Source organism: Anaerospora hongkongensis (assembly GCF_004339805.1).
Classification (GTDB): Bacteria; Bacillota; Negativicutes; order Sporomusales; family DSM-15969; genus Anaerospora; species Anaerospora hongkongensis.
Window position 1 is genome coordinate 1 of sequence record NZ_SLUI01000026.1, and the last position, 19,205, is coordinate 19,205.

21 protein-coding genes and 1 riboswitch are annotated in these 19,205 nt (G+C 44.8%); of the genes, 5 read left to right on the top strand and 16 right to left on the bottom strand.

The window, feature by feature from the left end:
- Positions 1-152 precede the first annotated feature (152 nt).
- The 8 genes from EV210_RS21895 to guaB form a co-directional block, all read right to left on the bottom strand.
- Positions 153-569: a TIGR04086 family membrane protein gene (locus EV210_RS21895; RefSeq protein ID WP_132083665.1), complete on the bottom strand. Its 417-nt coding sequence runs from the start codon at positions 567-569 to the stop codon at positions 153-155.
- Between the two features lie 73 nt (positions 570-642).
- A complete protein-coding gene (gene surE / locus EV210_RS21900; RefSeq protein ID WP_132083667.1) occupies positions 643-1,398 on the bottom strand; it encodes a 5'/3'-nucleotidase SurE in 756 nt (251 codons plus the stop codon).
- Between the two features lie 111 nt (positions 1,399-1,509).
- On the bottom strand, positions 1,510-2,793 hold the full coding sequence (locus EV210_RS21905; protein ID WP_132083669.1) for a glycosyltransferase family 2 protein: 1,284 nt from the start codon (positions 2,791-2,793) through the stop codon (positions 1,510-1,512).
- Between the two features lie 157 nt (positions 2,794-2,950).
- Positions 2,951-3,634, bottom strand: coding sequence for a CDP-diacylglycerol--serine O-phosphatidyltransferase (pssA, locus tag EV210_RS21910; protein WP_132083671.1), 684 nt, complete (start codon positions 3,632-3,634; stop codon positions 2,951-2,953).
- A complete protein-coding gene (locus EV210_RS21915) occupies positions 3,631-4,269 on the bottom strand; it encodes a phosphatidylserine decarboxylase family protein (protein ID WP_132083673.1) in 639 nt (212 codons plus the stop codon). Before EV210_RS21915 ends, pssA begins: the two co-directional genes overlap by 4 nt.
- A gap of 84 nt (positions 4,270-4,353) precedes the next feature.
- Entirely contained in the window at positions 4,354-5,079 is a 726-nt protein-coding gene (locus EV210_RS21920) for a WecB/TagA/CpsF family glycosyltransferase (protein ID WP_207900807.1), read from the bottom strand.
- A gap of 53 nt (positions 5,080-5,132) precedes the next feature.
- Positions 5,133-7,130 carry a transglycosylase domain-containing protein gene (locus EV210_RS21925; RefSeq protein WP_132083675.1) on the bottom strand — a complete coding sequence of 666 codons (1,998 nt, stop codon included), beginning with the start codon at positions 7,128-7,130 and terminating at the stop codon, positions 5,133-5,135.
- Between the two features lie 120 nt (positions 7,131-7,250).
- Positions 7,251-8,705, bottom strand: a complete 1,455-nt coding sequence (gene guaB, locus EV210_RS21930; protein ID WP_132083677.1) for an IMP dehydrogenase — start codon at positions 8,703-8,705, stop codon at positions 7,251-7,253.
- 198 nt (positions 8,706-8,903) lie between these two features.
- On the opposite strand from guaB, the gene EV210_RS21935 reads away from it, so the two are divergent.
- Positions 8,904-9,806, top strand: a complete 903-nt coding sequence (locus tag EV210_RS21935) for a chemotaxis protein (RefSeq protein ID WP_132083680.1) — start codon at positions 8,904-8,906, stop codon at positions 9,804-9,806.
- 98 nt (positions 9,807-9,904) lie between these two features.
- Positions 9,905-11,062 carry an amidohydrolase gene (locus tag EV210_RS21940; RefSeq protein WP_132083682.1) on the top strand — a complete coding sequence of 386 codons (1,158 nt, stop codon included), beginning with the start codon at positions 9,905-9,907 and terminating at the stop codon, positions 11,060-11,062.
- A 13-nt stretch (positions 11,063-11,075) separates the two neighbouring features.
- Here the strand turns inward: EV210_RS21940 and EV210_RS23395 are convergent, their stop codons facing one another.
- Positions 11,076-11,474 (bottom strand): 3D domain-containing protein, encoded by a 399-nt coding sequence (locus EV210_RS23395; RefSeq protein ID WP_132083684.1) that lies wholly within the window; start codon positions 11,472-11,474, stop codon positions 11,076-11,078.
- Positions 11,475-11,479: 5 nt separating this feature from the next.
- Positions 11,480-11,610, bottom strand: a riboswitch (cyclic di-AMP (ydaO/yuaA leader).
- Between the two features lie 139 nt (positions 11,611-11,749).
- Here EV210_RS23395 and EV210_RS21950 point away from each other — a divergent pair.
- Both EV210_RS21950 and EV210_RS21955 read left to right on the top strand, forming a co-directional pair.
- Positions 11,750-13,126, top strand: coding sequence for an FAD-dependent oxidoreductase (locus EV210_RS21950; RefSeq protein ID WP_243650677.1), 1,377 nt, complete (start codon positions 11,750-11,752; stop codon positions 13,124-13,126).
- Positions 13,123-13,422 carry a ferredoxin family protein gene (locus EV210_RS21955; RefSeq protein ID WP_132083686.1) on the top strand — a complete coding sequence of 100 codons (300 nt, stop codon included), beginning with the start codon at positions 13,123-13,125 and terminating at the stop codon, positions 13,420-13,422. Before EV210_RS21950 ends, EV210_RS21955 begins: the two co-directional genes overlap by 4 nt.
- 35 nt (positions 13,423-13,457) lie before the next feature.
- Here EV210_RS21955 and EV210_RS21960 read toward each other — a convergent pair whose 3' ends face one another.
- The 5 genes from EV210_RS21960 to EV210_RS21980 all read right to left on the bottom strand — a co-directional run bounded on the left by EV210_RS21960 (position 13,458) and on the right by EV210_RS21980 (position 17,136).
- On the bottom strand, positions 13,458-13,643 hold the full coding sequence (locus EV210_RS21960) for a 4-oxalocrotonate tautomerase (protein WP_132083688.1): 186 nt from the start codon (positions 13,641-13,643) through the stop codon (positions 13,458-13,460).
- Between the two features lie 82 nt (positions 13,644-13,725).
- The gene (locus tag EV210_RS21965; RefSeq protein WP_132083690.1) at positions 13,726-14,403 is read right to left on the bottom strand and encodes a TVP38/TMEM64 family protein; all 678 of its coding nucleotides are present in this window, start codon (positions 14,401-14,403) and stop codon (positions 13,726-13,728) included.
- A gap of 124 nt (positions 14,404-14,527) precedes the next feature.
- Entirely contained in the window at positions 14,528-14,728 is a 201-nt protein-coding gene (locus tag EV210_RS21970; protein WP_132083692.1) for a hypothetical protein, read from the bottom strand.
- A 171-nt stretch (positions 14,729-14,899) separates the two neighbouring features.
- Complete coding sequence (recG, locus tag EV210_RS21975) at positions 14,900-16,942, bottom strand: ATP-dependent DNA helicase RecG (protein WP_132083694.1); 2,043 nt, start codon at positions 16,940-16,942, stop codon at positions 14,900-14,902.
- Entirely contained in the window at positions 16,939-17,136 is a 198-nt protein-coding gene (locus tag EV210_RS21980; protein WP_132083696.1) for a DUF1858 domain-containing protein, read from the bottom strand. The genes recG and EV210_RS21980 overlap by 4 nt, the downstream gene beginning before the upstream one ends.
- 181 nt (positions 17,137-17,317) lie before the next feature.
- Between EV210_RS21980 and rpmB the strand changes: the two genes are divergently transcribed.
- The gene (gene rpmB, locus EV210_RS21985; protein ID WP_132083698.1) at positions 17,318-17,509 is read left to right on the top strand and encodes a 50S ribosomal protein L28; all 192 of its coding nucleotides are present in this window, start codon (positions 17,318-17,320) and stop codon (positions 17,507-17,509) included.
- Positions 17,510-17,604: 95 nt separating this feature from the next.
- Here the strand turns inward: rpmB and EV210_RS21990 are convergent, their stop codons facing one another.
- Positions 17,605-18,315: a hypothetical protein gene (locus EV210_RS21990; protein ID WP_132083700.1), complete on the bottom strand. Its 711-nt coding sequence runs from the start codon at positions 18,313-18,315 to the stop codon at positions 17,605-17,607.
- Between the two features lie 65 nt (positions 18,316-18,380).
- Positions 18,381-19,178, bottom strand: a complete 798-nt coding sequence (locus EV210_RS21995; RefSeq protein ID WP_132083702.1) for a CPBP family intramembrane glutamic endopeptidase — start codon at positions 19,176-19,178, stop codon at positions 18,381-18,383.
- Positions 19,179-19,205 lie beyond the last annotated feature (27 nt).

The following is a 19,205-nucleotide window of genomic DNA, read 5'->3' on the forward strand; positions in this document are numbered from 1 at the left end:
TGCATTTATTCTAACAAGGGAGGCTGCTTTTTTCGAGGCATAGCTATAAGCTTTTTGGAACCACACGCCTAGCGTGTGGTATTCTGCAGACGCAATAAAAAAGAACTTGGTTTACACCAAGTTCTTGACTCTGAAGAAAAAACAACAACCAATCATAAATTTACCCCTACTAATCCACCTAAGGCACCGGCAGCAAGACCGGCAACGATTTTATTAGCCACAACAAAAATAGATAGAGTGTCATTATTTAGTTCAACGCCAATCCCTAATGAAACCAGAACGTAAATAATTCCTACCGTCATGCCAATAATAAGCCCCATCGTTTGGGCCTTCTGCGTGGCGTATGCACTGCCAATAAAGATACTTGTCAGGCTTACCCCTACCAGTATATATTGCATGTACGCATCAATAAAAGAATTATCACTTGTTAGGCTGATAAGTGATAAGAAAAGAATACAGAAAACTGACACAGCAACACTCGTGATTACGCCCTTAAAAATTAATACTGCCGTACCATCCGACCTGGGGGGCTGGGTATTTGAGCGCAAACGCCGGGATATTTTATTCACAGTGCTCCCTCCTACGAGTTTTACTGTAAATTTATGCAAATTCTTGCCAAATATACCCGGATATTATCTGGAATCATAACTGCCACTGCTTGATCATATCCATAATCCGATAATTGGTAAGATCAAAATGAATTGGCGTAACAGAAATTTTTCCTTGTTTAACAGCCGTAATGTCACTGTCCGGATCGTTTTCATTATCAACTACGCTGCCGCCCATCCAATAGTAAGACCTGCCGCGTGGATCAGTCCGCTGATCGAAGGTATTTTCATATAAACGGACCCCTAGCTTGGTGATGCTTACTCCTTTTAAATCCGGTTCAGCTAAATCGGGAACATTCACATTAAGCAGGGTATTGGGCGGCAATTGCTGTTTCAGTACTGTTTCTACCAGCCGTCGCGCAAAACGGGCTGCCGGTAAAAATGCATCCGATTTCCAGGAATCTAATGAGACTGCGATAGCCGGTATATTAAACAAAGCTGCCTCGATTGCCGCACTCACCGTTCCCGAATACAACACATCAGTCCCCAAATTCGGCCCCTGATTAATACCGGAAACAACCACATCAGGAGGTTCAGGCAGTAATGCTTCAACAGCTAATTTTACACAGTCAGTGGGGGTTCCATCTACTCTCCAGGCACATATGCCAGGATTATCGAGACAATGACGGTCTACGCGTATCGGATGATGAACAGTAATGGCCTGGCTTGAAGCACTTTTTTCACTGGCAGGTGCTACTACTGAAACAGTACCCAGTGCCGACAGTTCCTGCCACAGTGCCTGAATGCCAGGAGCGTTAATACCGTCATCGTTAGTAAGCAGAATATGCATGTTATTATCCCTCCATATAAAAGTCATGCCTTTTCATTCTTAACCGGAATTCATAAGACTATACTACTATGATAAGACAAAAAAGATGAGTAACAACTCATCTTTTTGTCTTTATTTTGCAGCTTGTTTACTGAGAAGATTCTCTTTAAATTCATTCGATGACTGTGTAAGCAAAATTTCACGGTAACTCATGCTGCGTGTATGCTGGGTGTGACTCCAAACCCGGTCATTACGGTGAATAAAACCGAGAAAGGTAATTGGAATCCAGCTGTAAACAAATAGTGGATAAAAAATCATGTAAAACCAGCATTTTAAGGGAGCTCTGATCTTAGCTAAAACGATAACAGGAAAAATATACTGGCCTACTGCAATAATCGTCCATACCTCAATAGGCAAAATCATATACAGGATATTGGTGTAAAAAGGAACAAGATGATATACATAGCTAGCTAGGACAAAGGTAGTTGATAAAATAAGAAAATGAGGCTGCACTAAGTGCAGAACACCGTCAAGCAAACGGATATCCCGTCTTCTTATTCCTTCAGCCAGAAGCTTGCCGATATAGCGTCCGCCAACATCAAAATGGCCTTGAGCCCAGCGTTTGCGCTGGTGCCATGATTGCGCGAATGTGAGTGGCTTTTCGTCATACACAATAGCATCATGAGCCCAGGTAGTACGAACGCCCTGAAGCAGCACTTTCATTGTAAATTCCATATCTTCCGTTAAGCAAGTGGCGCCCCAGCCGTGTTTCTCTAAGATATCCGTAGCAATACACATCCCTGTACCGCCCAGAACGCTCGATAAACCTAAATTATATTTTGCTAAGTGCCAGACATGGTTGACTACCCAGAAAGAAATGGCAAAAGTTCCTGCTATCCATGTGTCACAAGGATTCTTTGCATGCAAGTACCCTTGAATAACCTTTTCACCTTTACACAGCTTGTTATTCATTTCCAAAAGAAAATTAGGATGAACGAGGTTATCAGCGTCAAATACAACGACTGCATCATAACGGCGTTCCATACGGAGCAGTTTACTGAACATCCACTCCATAGCATAACCTTTACCACGCTGCTCTGTATTAAAGCGTTCGTGAACAATCGCACCCGCTGACTGGGCAATGTGCGCCGTGCTATCGGTACAGTTGTCTGCAACAACAAAAATGTCGTACATTTCGCGAGGATAGTTGAGTATCTGGAGATTTTCCACCAACTGACCTATAACCTGTTCCTCATTATGGGCAGCAACAATTACGGCAAATGATTTTTGAGGGGTTAAAATCTTCTTCTCTTTTCGACGCCACATCCCAAAGAACGCAAGGAAAAAATAATACAACGTAAAAAAAACGATGATCAATTGCATCGGGATCATTATGTAGTCAAAAATATAGTTCATGGATTAGTCTCCTTTTTTAAAAACGAGATAAAAAACGTAGTACTAACACCAAAATAATTGTAATTTTGGTTCTTTCCGGTTGTCAAGCATATTTTGGTTACTAAATAATATAACCCGCAAAAAAATATGTATCCCGGAGAGGATACAAATCCACTAATTATGAGGCTGAAGTAGGAGAGTCAAATAAGCTGAACAACGTATTCAGCATCCCAAACAGTGCATAGGCAAAAAAGCCTACAAACAAAAATGCCTCGTGAACCAAAAACAGAATATAGCCACTTACCAGAACGGTAATTACTAATGGAATAATCCGAATGCGCTCGCCGTCTTTGCCTTTAAAGTCAGGGTAGCGAATGGTACTTACCATCAAATAGGCAAAAATTACAGTAAGGGCCAGCACCAGCCAGCTCGGCGTTTTTATGCCAAGCATAACATATGTAGCAATTACACAACCACTTGCCGGGATCGGCAGACCCATAAAATAGCCTTTTACCACACCCGTATTAACATTAAACCGGGCAAGGCGCAATGCTCCACAGGTAGCAAAAGCAGCGGCAGCCAATAACCCTATAAGACCATACTCGTGCAAAACAAATACATAGGCTAAAATGGCGGGAGCAACGCCAAATGAGACCACATCACACAGCGAGTCCAATTCTTTACCGAAATCACTGCTGGTTTGAAAATAACGGGCAACCCTTCCATCCATTCCGTCGGCAACCAGCGCGGCCACGATAAGCAATGCGGCCGTTGAAAAAGCGCCGTCAATAGTACTAATAATTGCCGATACACCTAGTACGAGATTTAGTGCCGTTAAAGCATTAGGAATAAAACTTCTCAAGTAGGCAACCTCCCTATAATGGTCTCCCCGCCTTTGACACGGTCACCTTTTTTTACAAGGATTTCTACCGCTTGAGGAACAATTACTTCTGTGCAGGAGCCAAATTTTATCAATCCATAACGTTCTCCATGCTTAAGCGTTGATCCAAGAGTTACCCAGGAAACAATTCGTCGTGCAATCAACCCGGCTATCTGGGTCACCAGCACCCGCATATGTTGATTCTCCAGGCCAATAGAATGACGTTCATTCTCACAGCCAACAGATTCTTTATACGCCGGCCGGAAACGACCGCAAGTATATTGCTGAAATTTTATTTCACCGGCAACAGGACTGCGGTTAACATGTACATCAAATACAGACAGAAAAATGGTTACCTTTTTGCCAGTTGCATTCAAGAATTGGTCTTCAAAAACCTCGGTGACCCCCATGACCCTGCCATCAGCAGGTGACACGACAAGCGTATCATCTACAGGAATAGTGCGTTTAGGATTGCGAAAGAAGAAGGTAACAAAAGATGCCAGCACTCCGGGAATAATTGCCCAATAAGGATCAACAGCCATCGCCGTAACAATTGTTATGAGAATGAGTGTGCCAATATATATGTAACCTTCTTTAACTACAGGCGTTTTTACCACGTATCCACCTCCTCCAAAGCAACCCCCTTGTCTTTCTCTGTGAATTCTCAACCTATTATAATATACCACTATTACTTTGTCTAACTATTTTTTGTCCATTATTACCTTTAAAACGAAGCGGGGTAAAGCCAGCATCCGGATTGCACGCTGCGGTTGTTTTAACAAACGATACAGCCATTCAAGGTTTGCCTGCTGCATCCACAAGGGTGCCCGTTTGACCGTTCCGGCCATTACATCAAGCGTTCCGCCTACTCCTATAGCCACAGGAACCTGCAGTTTGTTCAGGTTTCGCATCAGCCACTTTTCCTGCTTTGGCACCCCTAATGCCGCAAGCAGAATGTGAGGCTGCATGCTTACAATATCTTCGATAATTTCAGCTTCATCGGCCTCAGTAAAATACCCATCCCGTGTTTTGACAATATGGATACCGGGATAGCGTGCTTCGGCCGTTTGTTTTGCTTGCTCCGCTATTCCCGGACCTGCTCCGAAAAAATAAACCCGGTACCCTTTTATAGCCGCTTCTGCAAGTAATCGCTGTGTCAAATCAAAACCGGCTACCCTCTCAAGCACCTCGTTTCCTTGATAACGGGCGGCCCATACGACTCCAGCCCCGTCAGGTACGACTAAAGACGCATGCTGCAGTATATCCATAAGCTCATTATCTTGCTGCGCGAGCATAACCATTTCAGCGTTGGCTGTTGCTATTAAGTGCGGGCTGGCCTCCTGGATAAAGGCTTCAATTTTTGCTACGGCTGATTCCATGGTAATAGAATCAACAGGAATCCCTAATACATTGACTTTTGCTTGCACGTCTTTCCTCCTGCTGCCAAGTTCTCCCTATTACGTAGCATTTTACCATAATATTAAAATCCGGGCAATCGCCAGGGAAGCTTCCAGAAGGGACGGTTATCGCGCTGATTGGGCGATGGCGAGGACTGCCCGCCGCGTGCGCTGATTTTCGGCTCCGTTCCCCGTATAAAGGCACTGTATTCAACATCAGAGCAGCCGGAACCCGGCGCAAGCTTGCCAGAATCGGCACAAACAGCCAGTTTTGTGATTATATTCGGCGGAACAGCGAAATCTACCGGTTTCACATCCCGTACAACTTTACTCATCATGGTGCCCCAGAGAGCAGAAACTTCAGTACCGGAAATGCCTACAGGCTTACGATTATCATTACCGATATAGATGCCTACGACTAATTCCGGCGTATACCCCATAAACCAGGCCGTTTCATAGTTATCGGTAGTACCGGTTTTCCCTGCAGCCGGACGGCCAAGATTAGCCGGTGTACCTGTCCCATTTTCCAGCACACTCTTTAGTATATCGGTTACAATGTAAGCCACGTCAGGCTGTAGAGCCGTTTGCTGGCTCAGCTGGGATTGCTCCAGCAAGCGTCCGTTTTCATCCAGCACCTTAATGATAGCAACAGGTTTTGAGATAACGCCACCGTTGGCAAATCCAGTATAAGCAGTTGTTAACTCAAATAGACTTACTCCTTGCGTAAGGCCGCCCAGTGCAGAAGCCAGATTGTTATCTTCCGGAACGATTGTCGAAATTCCCATTGCCCGCGCTAAATTCAGTACATTCTCCATGCCGATTTGCTGGCCCACTTTTACCGCAGCAACGTTAACCGACCAGCGGACTGCTTTTTTCAAGGTAATGGACCCACGAAACTTCTTGTCATAGTTTTGCGGCACGTAGCCGCCGATATTGATGGGTTCATCTACGATCACCGAGGCTGCCGTGAGACCGCTATTTAAAGCAGCAGCATAAAGAATCGGTTTAAATGCCGATCCTGGCTGTCTGACCTCGGACAGCACCCGGTTCGTTTGACTTTCTTCATAATTACGGCCGCCTACCATCGCCTTAATATAGCCTGTTCGGGCATCAAGTGCTAAAACTGCTCCCTGAAACTCTCCCAAAACCGCTTCCGCAGCCTGCTGGGTTTGGAGATCTAAAGTTGTATATACCTTCAAGCCACCCTTATAAACTCGGTTTGCCCCATAACGCCCTACCAATTCATTTGCTATGTAATCTAGAAAATAGGACGCCTGTACCGTTCGCTTTTTTTTACCTGCCAACTGTACCTGCTCACGATTCGCGGTCGCGGCCTGCTGCTCCGTGATAAAGCCTTCTTTCACCAGACCGGCTAATACGACGGAACGGCGGTTAACGGCAGCAGTAATATCCGCATAGGGGGAATATATGTTCGGACCTCGCGGCAAGCCTGCCAGCAAGGCACTTTCCGCTAGGGTCAGTTCACTTGCATGTTTGCCCAGATAAAGCTGGGAGGCCGCTTCTATTCCATAAGCACCTTCACCAAAATAAACCTGATTTAAATATGCCTGTAAAATTTCTTGCTTCGAAAACTTACGTTCGATTAAAATAGCCAATAATGCTTCCTTAATTTTTCGTCCGAAGGTCTGCTCCTGTGTAAGGAACAGGTTTTTAGCAAGCTGCTGAGTAATCGTACTGCCACCTTCAACAATGCCGCCATAGCGGAGATTAATAACAGCTGCCCGCATAATACCGATCGGGTCAATGCCGAAATGACTGTAAAAGCGAGTGTCTTCATTGGCCACAATCGCTTGCTGGACATACGGAGAAATATTGTTAATCGTAACTACAATCCGGTTTTCTTCAAATAATTTTGAGATAAGCTGTCCATTAATATCGAAAACCTGTGTAGCGGCTACTAACTGCAGTTGATCTAAATTATCCGTTTTAGGCAGACTAAAGAAAGCATAGCCAATACTGGCAAATAGTGACAATATTACGAGAACAATGATACTGTCAACGAAATACTCACGCCACCATTTTTTTCGCGTGAATTTTTGATCTTTACCTTGTTTTTCCATCGGGTTTCCAACTCCCCTCTACAGTTAGTATACCCAATGACAAACCAACATTTTCACCAAATCAGCGAATAAACAAACAACATCCCCTTGCCGGCTTCGGCAAAGGGATGTTGTTTGTTTCTAAAGGCTATAATTAGGAGCTTCTTTTGTGATATTAACATCATGAGGATGGCTTTCTTTCAAGCCGGCACTTGTAATGCGGATAAATTGCGTTTTTGTAATAAGTTCTTCAATATTACGCACGCCACAATACCCCATACTTGCCCGCAGCCCGCCAACCATTTGGAACAATGTATCGGCAACGGATCCTTTATAAGGTACGCGGCCTTCGATTCCTTCCGGAACAAGCTTGTCCATGTTTTCCTGGAAGTAGCGGTCTTTACTGCCGTCAGCCATCGCCCCCAGCGAACCCATTCCCCGGTATACCTTATAGCTCCGGCCTTGATAAATAACCGTTTCGCCAGGACTTTCCTCTGTACCGGCCAGCAAATTGCCAATCATAACAACATTGGCACCTGCGGCAATTGCTTTGGCAATATCCCCAGAGTACTTAATTCCTCCGTCAGCAATTACAGGCACGTTGTACTCACGCGCAGCCTTGGCACAGTTATAGACAGCTGTAATCTGCGGCACACCAATGCCTGCAATAACACGGGTTGTACAAATTGATCCCGGCCCAATACCTACTTTCACTGCGTCCGCTCCGGCCTCAATCAAATCACGGGCAGCTTCGGCAGTTGCAATATTGCCTGCAATCAAATCAATATGGGGATAAATTTCTTTAATTTGTTTAACGGACTGAAGAACGCCGACGGAATGGCCATGGGCAGTATCAATGACAATTACGTCTACCTTAGCAGCAATAATGGCATCTACACGATCCATCATATCCGCACCTACACCTACCGCAGCGGCAACCAGCAGACGACTTTTGGCGTCCTTGGCCGAATTCGGATATTTCTGGGCTTTTTCAATATCTTTAATGGTAATTAACCCTTTTAAGTTACCATCGTGGTCAACCAGTGGCAATTTTTCAATACGGTGATGTCTGAGGATTTCTTTTGCCTCTTCCGGTGATGTTCCAACCGGAGCGGTAATCAAGTGTTCCCGGGTCATGCTTTGACTGATCTTCTTTTTCATATCTGTTTCAAAGCGCATATCCCGGTTGGTAATGATCCCTACTAATTTACCATTCTCTGTAATAGGAACACCGGAAATCCGGTATTTCTCCATCAGACTATTGGCATCCTGCAGCGTATTGCTAGGTGATAAAAAAATCGGATCTACGATAATCCCATGTTCTGACCGTTTTACTTTATCAATTTCATTGGCTTGCCGTTCAATGGACATATTTTTATGTATGACACCCAAACCGCCTTCCCGTGCCATGGCAATTGCCATGCGGGCTTCAGTTACAGTATCCATTCCCGAGCTGATAATTGGTGTGTTCAGTTTAATATTACGAGTCAGATATGTCCCCACTTCCACGTCACGAGGCAATACTTCTGACCTTGCTGGAACAAGCAATACATCATCGAAGGTTAATCCTTCAGGGCCAAATTTATTTTCGAGCATATTCTTACTCCTTTCAATGGTTTCCTACTTATTCTGCATAGTATATCATACATAACCTAGCCAATGCTACCTCTTTTTATGTGAAAAAAAGGTTGTTTTTTGTAAAAAAACAGTAGTTTTTGTAAATTAAAGAAGGAAATGCAAAGCGATAATGGAATTATTATGAACAAATGCTATAAGAAGAAAGGAATTAAAACCATGTCTAATAACAAAGGTATATTATTAGAGACTGGTACCAATGAGTTTGAAATTGTTGAATTTGCGGTTGGCTCTGTTACTTATGGCATCAATGTTGCCAAAGTCCGCGAAGTAATTAATCCTCTTGAAATTACAAAAATGCCCAATATGCACCCCTATGTTGAAGGTGTTTTTACTCTGCGGGGCAAGGTAATGCCATTAGTGAATTTAGCCAAATGCCTTGGCAGCGAGCAAAATGCTGTTTCACACAAAATTATTGTCAGCGAACTGAACAACTACTTTGTAGGCTTCCTGGTTGATGAAGTTTCCCGGATTCATCGCATCTCCTGGACGGAAATGGAAGCACCGCCTAACATTACAAACTCCGATATGGTTGTTGGAATTGTAAAAATGGCAACAAAGATGGTTGTTTTGCTGGATTTCGAAAAAATTGTTGCTGATATTAATCCGGAAATGAACCGCAAGCTAACGACGATCCCTACTGCCGCTGGAAATATAATGGAGATTAGAAAAACCAAGACTATTCTTATCGCTGAAGATTCAAAAATGCTGCGTGATCTCTTGCTCAGTACACTCCATGTAGCCGGATATCATAATGTGCTCAGCACCGAAAATGGTAAAATCGCCTGGGATACCTTAGAAAAAATGGCGGCAAACCCTGCACCGATTGAGGAGCAGCTGCATTTGGTTATTACTGATATCGAAATGCCGCAAATGGATGGTCATCACCTAATTAAGCGCATTAAAGATCATGAACAGTTACGGACACTGCCGGTTATCATCTTCTCTTCTCTTATTAATGAAGAAATGCGTCGCAAAGGCGAAGCGCTGGGAGCTGCTGCTCAAGTTACCAAACCGGAAATTACTCAGTTAATTGATTTGATAGACCAAAAAATCCTCTAAAATTATCAGGACTAAGCAATAACTAATTTGCTTAAGTCCTGATTTTTATTTGGCGAACTGTTTAAACTAAGCATAATACTGCGTTTTAGGAGGTAATTATGCTCGCAATAACCGGCGGTGTTGTTCATACGGTTTCGAATGGAACACTTGAAGGCGCGGTAATCCTAATTGACCAGAAAAAAATTATTGCCGTAGGCCAACATATTGCTATTCCTTCCCATGCCACTGTTATTTCAGCTGCAGGTAAGGAAATCACTCCCGGTTTGATCGACTGCCATACCCATCTCGGCATTGCTGAAGAAGGAGTCGGTCAGGCCCATATCGACAAAAACGAAGTTAACTCTCCTCTCTGCCCTCATTTACGGGCCATCGATGCCATTAATCCTGAGGATCAGGGAATAAGTGACGCCCTATGCGGCGGAGTCACAACCATTATTGTTACACCAGGCAGCGAGAATGTCATTGGTGGACAAAGCGTAGCAATAAAAACCTATGGCAACGTTATTGACCACATGGTACTGCGCCAGCCTGCGGGCATGAAAATTGCTTTTGGCGAAAACCCGATCCAAATCTACATGGCCAAAGATCGTCCACCCTCAACACGAATGACGATTGCAGGCATGATCCGGGAGCAACTGGTTGCCGCCCAAAATTATGCCCGTAATATGGCTTCCGGTAATGGGGAGCGTGATTTACGCATGGAAGCACTTGTACAGGTCTTAAACCGGGAAATTCCCCTGCGTGCCCATGCCCATGCTGCCGATGATATTATGACGGCAATTCGCATTGCCGATGAATTCAATTTGCTGCTCACGCTGGAACATGCTACTGCCGGACATAAAATCGCAGAAGAAATCGCCAAGCGTTCTATTCCGGCAGTAATAGGGCCTTCAATAACTGCGCGGGTTAAAGTAGAACTAAAGGACCGTACCTATCGCACACCGGCACTCCTGCACGAAGCAGGTGTAAAAATCGCGCTCATTACTGATCATCCTTTCTTGCCTATCAACTGTTTGCGCTTAGAAGCGGCATTAGCAATAAAAGCAGGTCTGCCCCGCGCCGAGGCCTTACGGGCAATCACCTTGCATGCTGCTCAAATCATTGGCGTCAGCAACCGGGTTGGCAGTATTGAAGTAGAAAAAGATGCCGATCTAGTTATTTTCGACGGCGATCCCTTCGCGATTTCCACACATGTGGCCAACGTAATTGTTGATGGACAGATAATAGAAAAAATCCCGGGCCTAAGCCCGGGATAGTTGACAGTCCTCTTTATTTTAGAATATATACTTTTGCTTTTTGCATGCCAAAATCATAAGCTTCACTTACGGTTGACATGGCAATGTCAATTCGGTTTCCCTTAATTGCGCCGCCAGTATCTTCAGCGGTAGCATAGGCACCATGTCCGTCGGCAAATTCAATATATACGCGTGAACCTAACGGAATCAGCTTAGGATCAACGGCAATAACGCCGGGACGAACTTTGGTTCCCATATGGGTCAGATCTCCCCATTTTCCATTATCGTGTGCGCCGGGAGCATAAGCAGTGGCCACCATTTCAATAGCCTCCGATTTAACCGGATGCTCTGCAGCCGCAGCAAACGCTTTGGAACTAAAGACAATAGCTCCTGCGATAACAAGTAAGCCTAAGGTCAAAAAAAGTTTATTCATGTTATTCACCCTCTCTATATGCCTACGAGGTTAGCTGACGGATTCGGGACAAGAGGACATCCCTACCGCATGGTAATGCGGATTCACCCCAATTATGGTTCCCCCGTTTTCCGAAGAAATTCGGCATGACATGTATTTTACAGTATGCGTGATCATTTTACAACCGGTTATAATTCGCTTTAACGCTTCTGAGCACCCTTTCTGGACAATTATAAGCCTCATCCTTCCGCATGCAGAGTTTTTCCTTATTAAATGACGCAAGGTAAGTGAATGACTTGATAAAAAAACTACATTCTGTACGAATACCTTATAAAGTTAATAGCAAGTCACAACCCGAATCGCCCCGCCCCAATACCCTTCCATCGGGAAAGTTTGATGCAATTATTGTCGGTGCCGGGCCTGCCGGATGCACGGCCGCTTACTTTATGGCACAACAAGGAATGACGGTTTTACTCGTCGAGAGAGGCTGCTGTCCTGGTGCCAAGGTCTGCGGCGGCGTAAGCATCATTGCTGAGCATACGCATAAGCTTTTCCCTAACTTCTGGGATGAAGTAAAATGGGAGCGTATGGTAACCGATCAGGCCTTCTGGTGGATGACGGAGGATTCAGTACTAAGCACCCGCTTTCAAAGCAAACGCCTTGCGGCAGCTCCTTATAATCGCTTTAGCATAAAGCGTATCCACCTCTATCAATGGCTGGCCCAAAAAGCAGTAACTGCTGGCGCCACACTGATAAACGGCCAGCATGCAGCAGAGCTGCTCTTTGAAGGAAAGCAGGCCATTGGTGTCAGAATTGCTGAACCAAATAATTCCCACTATCTTGCCGATATCATTGTACTGGCAGATGGTGCCAACTCCCTGCTCGCAGAAAAAGCCAAGCTCATTGAGCGCGTATCACCACTTACGATGTCCTTGTATGTGAAAGAAACAATTGCTCTGCCTGCCAAAACAATCGAAGAACGGTTTCACTTGTCACCGAACGAAGGTGTAATCATTGGATTGTACGGTTACCCGACGGCTGGAATGAATGGCACTGGGTCGATTCATACCTTCAAGGACAGCATAAGCCTCAATGTCGGTATGTCTGTGTCTGATTTTTCCCAGTCGGGAATCAAACCACCTGAACTGTTAGAGCGTTTAAAAGGGCATCCCTATCTAAAGCCGTTACTAGCAGGCGGCACATTAACAGAGTACGGCAGTGCGCTTATCCCTGAGGGCGGCTATTATAGTATTCCGGATATTGTTCATCCGGGGGTAATGATTATCGGCGATGCTGCAGGTCTGGTTAACGGCGTCCATGGCGTCAATCTCGCAATGTGGTCAGGTTTCTTTGCCGCAAAAGCTGCTTATGCAGCTAAAATCGCCCGTGACTTTTCAGCGAAAAAGCTCTCACTCTATTATACACTTTTGAAAGAAAGCTTCGTTATCCAGGATATGAAAGCCAATGCCGGCGTAGCAAAAATGCAAATTGATATCCCTTATTTGTTTGATCTTTATACACGCATGGCCAATGAAGCGGCTTTTCAAGTTGCCAAAGTCTATACCATGCCCAAAATGGCAAAAAGAAAATTTATCTTCCAAAAACTGATCAGCATGCAGCCTTTGAGTAAACTAATCAAAGATAGCTGGCGGGTTCTAAAGGTAATGAAATGAGTACACTACAGGAAAAAATAAACTCACTTAAGTTTAAACCGGATGATGCCTGGCAGCACGTGATCATTGCTGATCAAAAGCGCTGCAAGAATTGTCCGACTCAAGCGTGCCTGACCATTTGTCCTACAGGAGTTTTCAGGTGGAATTATGCCGACACTTCCCCTATTAGCGTCTTATACAAGCAATGTATTGAATGCGGCGCCTGTCGGCTTGCCTGTCCCTGTAAAAACATTGAATTCCTTTACCCGAAAGGCAGCTATGGTGTTATATACACAGAAGAACAACCCACCTCGTAGCGATACGAAATGGGTTGTTCTTATTGATGTTACTATTAACCGTCGATACGCAGCTTTCCAGCTTTGCCGAGATTTTCAAACGGCATATCGCGTATCACGATGGTTACCGCTTCAGCCGGACAGTTGGCGGTTTCGCAAACCACCTCAGTTACCTTCTGTACTAAATTTCGCTTTTGCTCTACAGTCCGTCCTTCCAGCATGTCAATTTGGATAATTGGCATAACAGCACCACCCCTAATTTTTCTATGAGAAATCATCAGTACTTTTTCGGCGTCGCTCCGAGTTTCCCTGCTGCTCCATTTACTATTTCTCTGCGGGTTTACTATTCTTTCGCTTGTACCACCATAAGGCACCATAAACACCAATAATAATTACGATAATACCAATCAACCTGCCCATATTTTCACTAGCAAATACAAGATCATGGCCTAACAGTACTTTAATAATTACCGGCGGAAGTTTTCCCAACACAGTAGCCAGCATAAAATCCCGGAAATTTATACGGCTAATCGCCGCCACAGCTGTAATAATTCCCGATGGAGCTAAAGGAAGCAGTCTTGCTATCAGCAGTGCTTTAAAACCGTTTTCAGCACTATAATCATCCACCTGTTTCAGATAGGGGCTCTTTGTAATCCATCCCTCTACAGCGTGGCGGAAAAAATAGCGGGCAAAGACAAACATCACCAGGGCGCCCAGTACTTCACCCATCCAAGAAATAATCGTCCCCCACCACAAGCCAAAGACGATTCCGGCAGCACCGGAAAGAATCATAAACGGAAAAACAATTGTAAACGTCATGACAACAAAAAGAAGTAATGTCATGACAACAGCACCTGCACCAAAAGATCGCAGGTATTCAGACAAGGCGATAATATCCCCTTGTTTAATAATCTTATAGGCATGATCAAAAAAATCCGGCTGCCATACATACAGTAAAACGGCTACTATGATAATAACGATCCAACCGAACAATTTATTCATCGTATTCTCTCCTAGATGATACCGTCTTTATCCATCTTACTAAATAAGACCATAAAATACAATCTTTCAAAGAGAAAAGCACTGCCTACATGCAGTGCTTTTGCAATCAACCATACTCTTTCCCTTATGGTCGATTTATTTCTTCCTGAAAAATGTCACAATCACTATTAGACCAATGAGTACAATCAGAGCAGCGGCGGACGAAATCATCTGCTGATACATTGAGCAAAGAATAGCCATAACCCATAGCATTAATTATATGTTCAAATTCCTGGCATTCTTCCGCAATATTGCGCAGTAGATTTTCTTCATAATGATATTGCATGCAATTTCCTCCTTGGCAGCTAGTTGATTCTAGTTTGCTCTTCAAGGATGGAAAATAATTTTAAAAATTTTTTAGAATCATGAATAAGTTATTGGCATATGGCAAATAACTAGGAATGTAAATTTTCTCCTCTCCCATAATCGGCGGCTTAAGGCCGCCCTTTTTTTTATCTTAATTGCAGAACATAAGGCGGAATTTTTCCCCAAACCGTGCAGTTAAGCCAGAACGCAGCAGCATTACATGCTCCGGTATCTCTACTGACTGCATAGCTGCTTTGCGTGCTTCTAACAGGACTTCAATATCTTTAACAATATCAGCAATCTTTAAATCAGGCAGTCCATGCTGTCTACTGCCAAAAAACTGTCCCGGCCCCCGCAGAAGCAAATCTTTTTCAGCCAATACAAAACCGTCACTAGTTTGCGTCATAATATCTAACCGCTCTTTTGTTTCCGGATTTTTACTGTCACTAAGCAGTATACAGTACGATTGATGCTCACCACGACCAATACGGCCGCGCAATTGATGCAATTGGGCTAACCCAAAACGGTCTGCTCCTTCTATAACCATGACGGTTGCATTGGGAACATTCACCCCAACCTCAATAACGGTGGTTGCAACCAACACCTTAATATCCGCTTGATAAAAAGCCTGCATGACCTGATCTTTTTCCTGCGGTTTCAAGCGTCCGTGAACCAGTCCGCAAGGAACATTGTTGAAAATCGTAGTTTGCAATTGCTCATACAACTGCGTAGCGGATTGTGCTTCCAGCTTGGCAGACTCTTCTACTAGCGGACACACGACATAAGCCTGTCGACCGGCTTGAACTTCGCGCAGTACAAAATTATAGACTCGCTCATGCAGCTCAGGGCTGGCGGTATAGGTTTTAATAGCCTTACGTCCAGGCGGCATTTGCCGAATTAAAGATACATCCAAGTCCCCGTACACCGTTAAAGCCATCGTGCGCGGTATAGGCGTAGCTGTCATTACCAGCACATCAGGCATATTGCCCTTTGCCTGCAGGAGCGCCCGCTGATTAACACCAAAGCGATGCTGTTCATCGGTAATTACCAGCCCAAGATGTTGAAAAACAACATCTTCCTGAATCAAGGCATGTGTTCCAATAATAATATCCACTAGGCCCTTGCTAAGCCTGTCCAACACTTCCTTACGGACTCGTTTTGTCAAGCTTCCTGTCAACTGGGCAATCCGAATTCCCAGTGGCGCCAGCATGCGGCTAAGTGTATGAAAATGCTGCTCAGCTAATATTTCTGTTGGTGCCATCATCGCACCTTGATAGCCGTTTTCCACTGTTTTTACTAAGGCCAGAGCAGCTACAACCGTCTTGCCTGAGCCCACATCGCCTTGCAATAGGCGCTGCATCGGAGTAACATCCTCCATATCATGGGCAATTTCCCTGAATGCCTGCTGCTGATCGGCCGTTAGAGAAAAGGGCAGGCATTTTTGTGCTGCTGCCAGTTGCGCACCGTCTGGTCCATGTTTGATGCCACTGCCGCTTTGCTGATGCTTCTTTTTTAAGAATAGCAAGCCGCTTTGCAAATAATACAATTCTTCAAAAACCAGTCTTCTGCGTGCGGCAGCCAATGCCTCCATACTATCGGGGAAATGAATATTTTTGATAGCAGCAGTCCGGTCAATCAATCTATATTGCTGAATGATATCCTGCGGCAGATTCTCATTCATTTCCGGTTCATTGTCAAGTGCCTGCTTGATCAATGTTCGCAAAAACTGCTGATTAATATTTTCACTGCTTGGATATATCGGTACAATTCGTCCCGTATGCAACGTAGTATCGTTAGGAGAAAGGAACTCCACTTCAGGATTTGCTATCTGTATACTGCGGAAGCGGCGTTCCACCTTCCCTGAAACAATAATCTCTAACCCCGCTTTAAACATTCGTTTGACATAAGGTTGGTTAAACCACACCAGTTCGGCTTCCCCCGAATGATCCTGTACACGCACTTTTGTTATAATCAGACCTCTTCTGGGCTTCACTTCATTAACCGCGGTAACAATGCCACAAAAAGTTTCTACTTGTCCGTCCATTACTTCAAAAATCTGTCTAAACTGGGTACGGTCCTCGTAGCGCCGGGGATAATGCTCAAGCAGCTCACCAATCGTAGTAATATTGAGTTTTGCCAGCAGAGCCGCTTTTTGCGGGCCGACTCCTTTTAAATATTGTATCGGAGTTGTCATTTAGGTAAATCGTCTGCATTTAATTCACGCAGTAGTGCATCTACGTTAATGCCATGCATCTTAGCTCCATTTTCCAGTGTTTCGGTTGTTGAGGCTAAACAGCCGATACATCCCATTCCATGCCGTGCAAATATCTCCCTGGCCCGGGGGTTTAAGCGGAGAATTTCCATGATCGGAGTATTTTTTTCAATCAAATTTTATGCCCCCTTTGTGCTTTTATTTCTTTCACTTGTTCAATATATGAAAGTAAAATCCTGCTGAACACTATTTATTTCAGAATTAATTCTTCCAGCACTTGCATAGTTACCGTAATTTATGCTAAAATATTCTCGTTGTACATGGAAAAGTCTTTGTCCTGCGAGGAGGTGGAAATAAATGGCCAACGTCTGTGAAATTTGCGCAAAAGGTGAGCGCAGCGGCTTTAATGTAAGTCACTCCCATTTGAAGACCAAGCGGACTTGGAAACCTAACATTCAAAAGGTTAAAGCCATTTTGGATGGTGAAGTTAAGCGAGTTAATGTTTGTACCCGTTGTCTCCGTTCCGGAAAAATTCAACGAGCCGTTTAATGCATAAAGGACTGGTGAACAACCAAGTCCTTTATTTTTTCCGGTCAATCTTGCTAAAGAAGCTGTTTCCGATAGTTTTATCGGAAACAGCTTCTTTATTTTAATAACCCAATAGCGGATATGACTTCTCTTCCCGCCAACAGCATGAAACCATTCATGAGAATAAAAACACCAGCCGCTGCTATATCGCCAACTTGCAGTCGGAAAAAAGCCTGTATGAACGAAAAAGAAAAATCAATCCATAGCACCTGGACAATACCACAAAGATAAAATATCTTTCCTAAGATCCGTACAAGGTTGTCGGTAACAAGAGGAATATGAACAACCCCGTATCCTGCCGTAAAATGGATAAAAGCCATGCACAGTACCTTATAAAATTCGTAATAAAGCCAGCGGGGAACTGAGGAAATAAATAACACGCCACTAAGATGCAAAAGATACAACCAGGTATTGATAATTGTAAAATAGGTAAACGTCCTACCATACCGGAAACCGCTGCAAGCATTGGTCTGAGCCTGCTGGCGGGCAATAAGGTAACAGGCAGTAATCAGAATGCTCTGCAATGAAATCAGGGAATATTTATATGTATAATACCGTTCGGCATATTTCCAATCGCGCATCCAGTCCCATAGAAAAAAGCCTGCTGCCCCGATGACAAAAAGCCGAACGCCGAGCTTAGTCATATCCTTATCTTGTAATGCAAAGCCGAAAAGTATTGCGCACGTTCCTGCTGCGGACCAGGCTGTAAACGTCCAACTAAACCTGGCTATCCAGGGAATTACAATAACAGCAGCCAGCAACAGCAATCGATATACCCACGTATTGCTCATATAACTGAAACGAGGCGGTAGTGTAGCCGCCTCCCTCCTTTTTAATCGGAATAACCCAACTGGCCTTTCGTAACTTTAATTAAAGCAATGCCAAAAACGATAACCGCCAGGCTCATTACGGCGGGAATTACCCCCACAGCCGCCTTTCCCGCAATCAACGCATCGAAAGTGCCGTGCCACAAGGCAACGATCAGCACACTGCCGCCGGTTGCGTTTCGCAGCCAGCCGAACACGACTGCTCCGTACAAGACGGCAACCAGCCAACCGGCAGCCTGCAGCAGCCCCATTGCAAGATACTGTCCGTGGTAAAAAAAGGCAGGTAGATGCCAGAGCCCCCACACCGCCCCCAGGATAAACGATGCCGGAACAGGCTTCCAGATCTTTTGCAATTCATGCAACGCCAGACCGCGCCAACCGATTTCCTCACCCAAACCAAACGTCACCATCCAGAACAACCAGGCCTCAAGCAAATTAAAGCCCGGCAGTTGTGGCGTAACACCCAAATCGCCAAGCGCTGCCCATTGTCCAGTGAGCAGCCAGTTTAGCGCTGCCGCCAGAAAAAAGGCCGCCACCGGCGTTCCCAAAGCAAACGCGTACAAGGCAGGTTGCCGGACTGGCCGGAATACCCGTCCCAGAAAGCTTCGGAGGCCCTGTCCGCCTTCAAAAACCAGCGTTGTAAGCGCTGCCGCCAAAAGCGGCCCATACGATCCCAGATAATGCTGGCAAGGAAGGACGGGCAAGGCCATCCCCAAGCGGGCATTCAGCAGTAGAGGCAGCCACAGCAGCCAGGTAAACAAAAACGCCAGAAAAAAATATAGCCAAACCTTCTTTCCAAGCATCAAGAGCCTCTCCCTTCACTGCTGCTT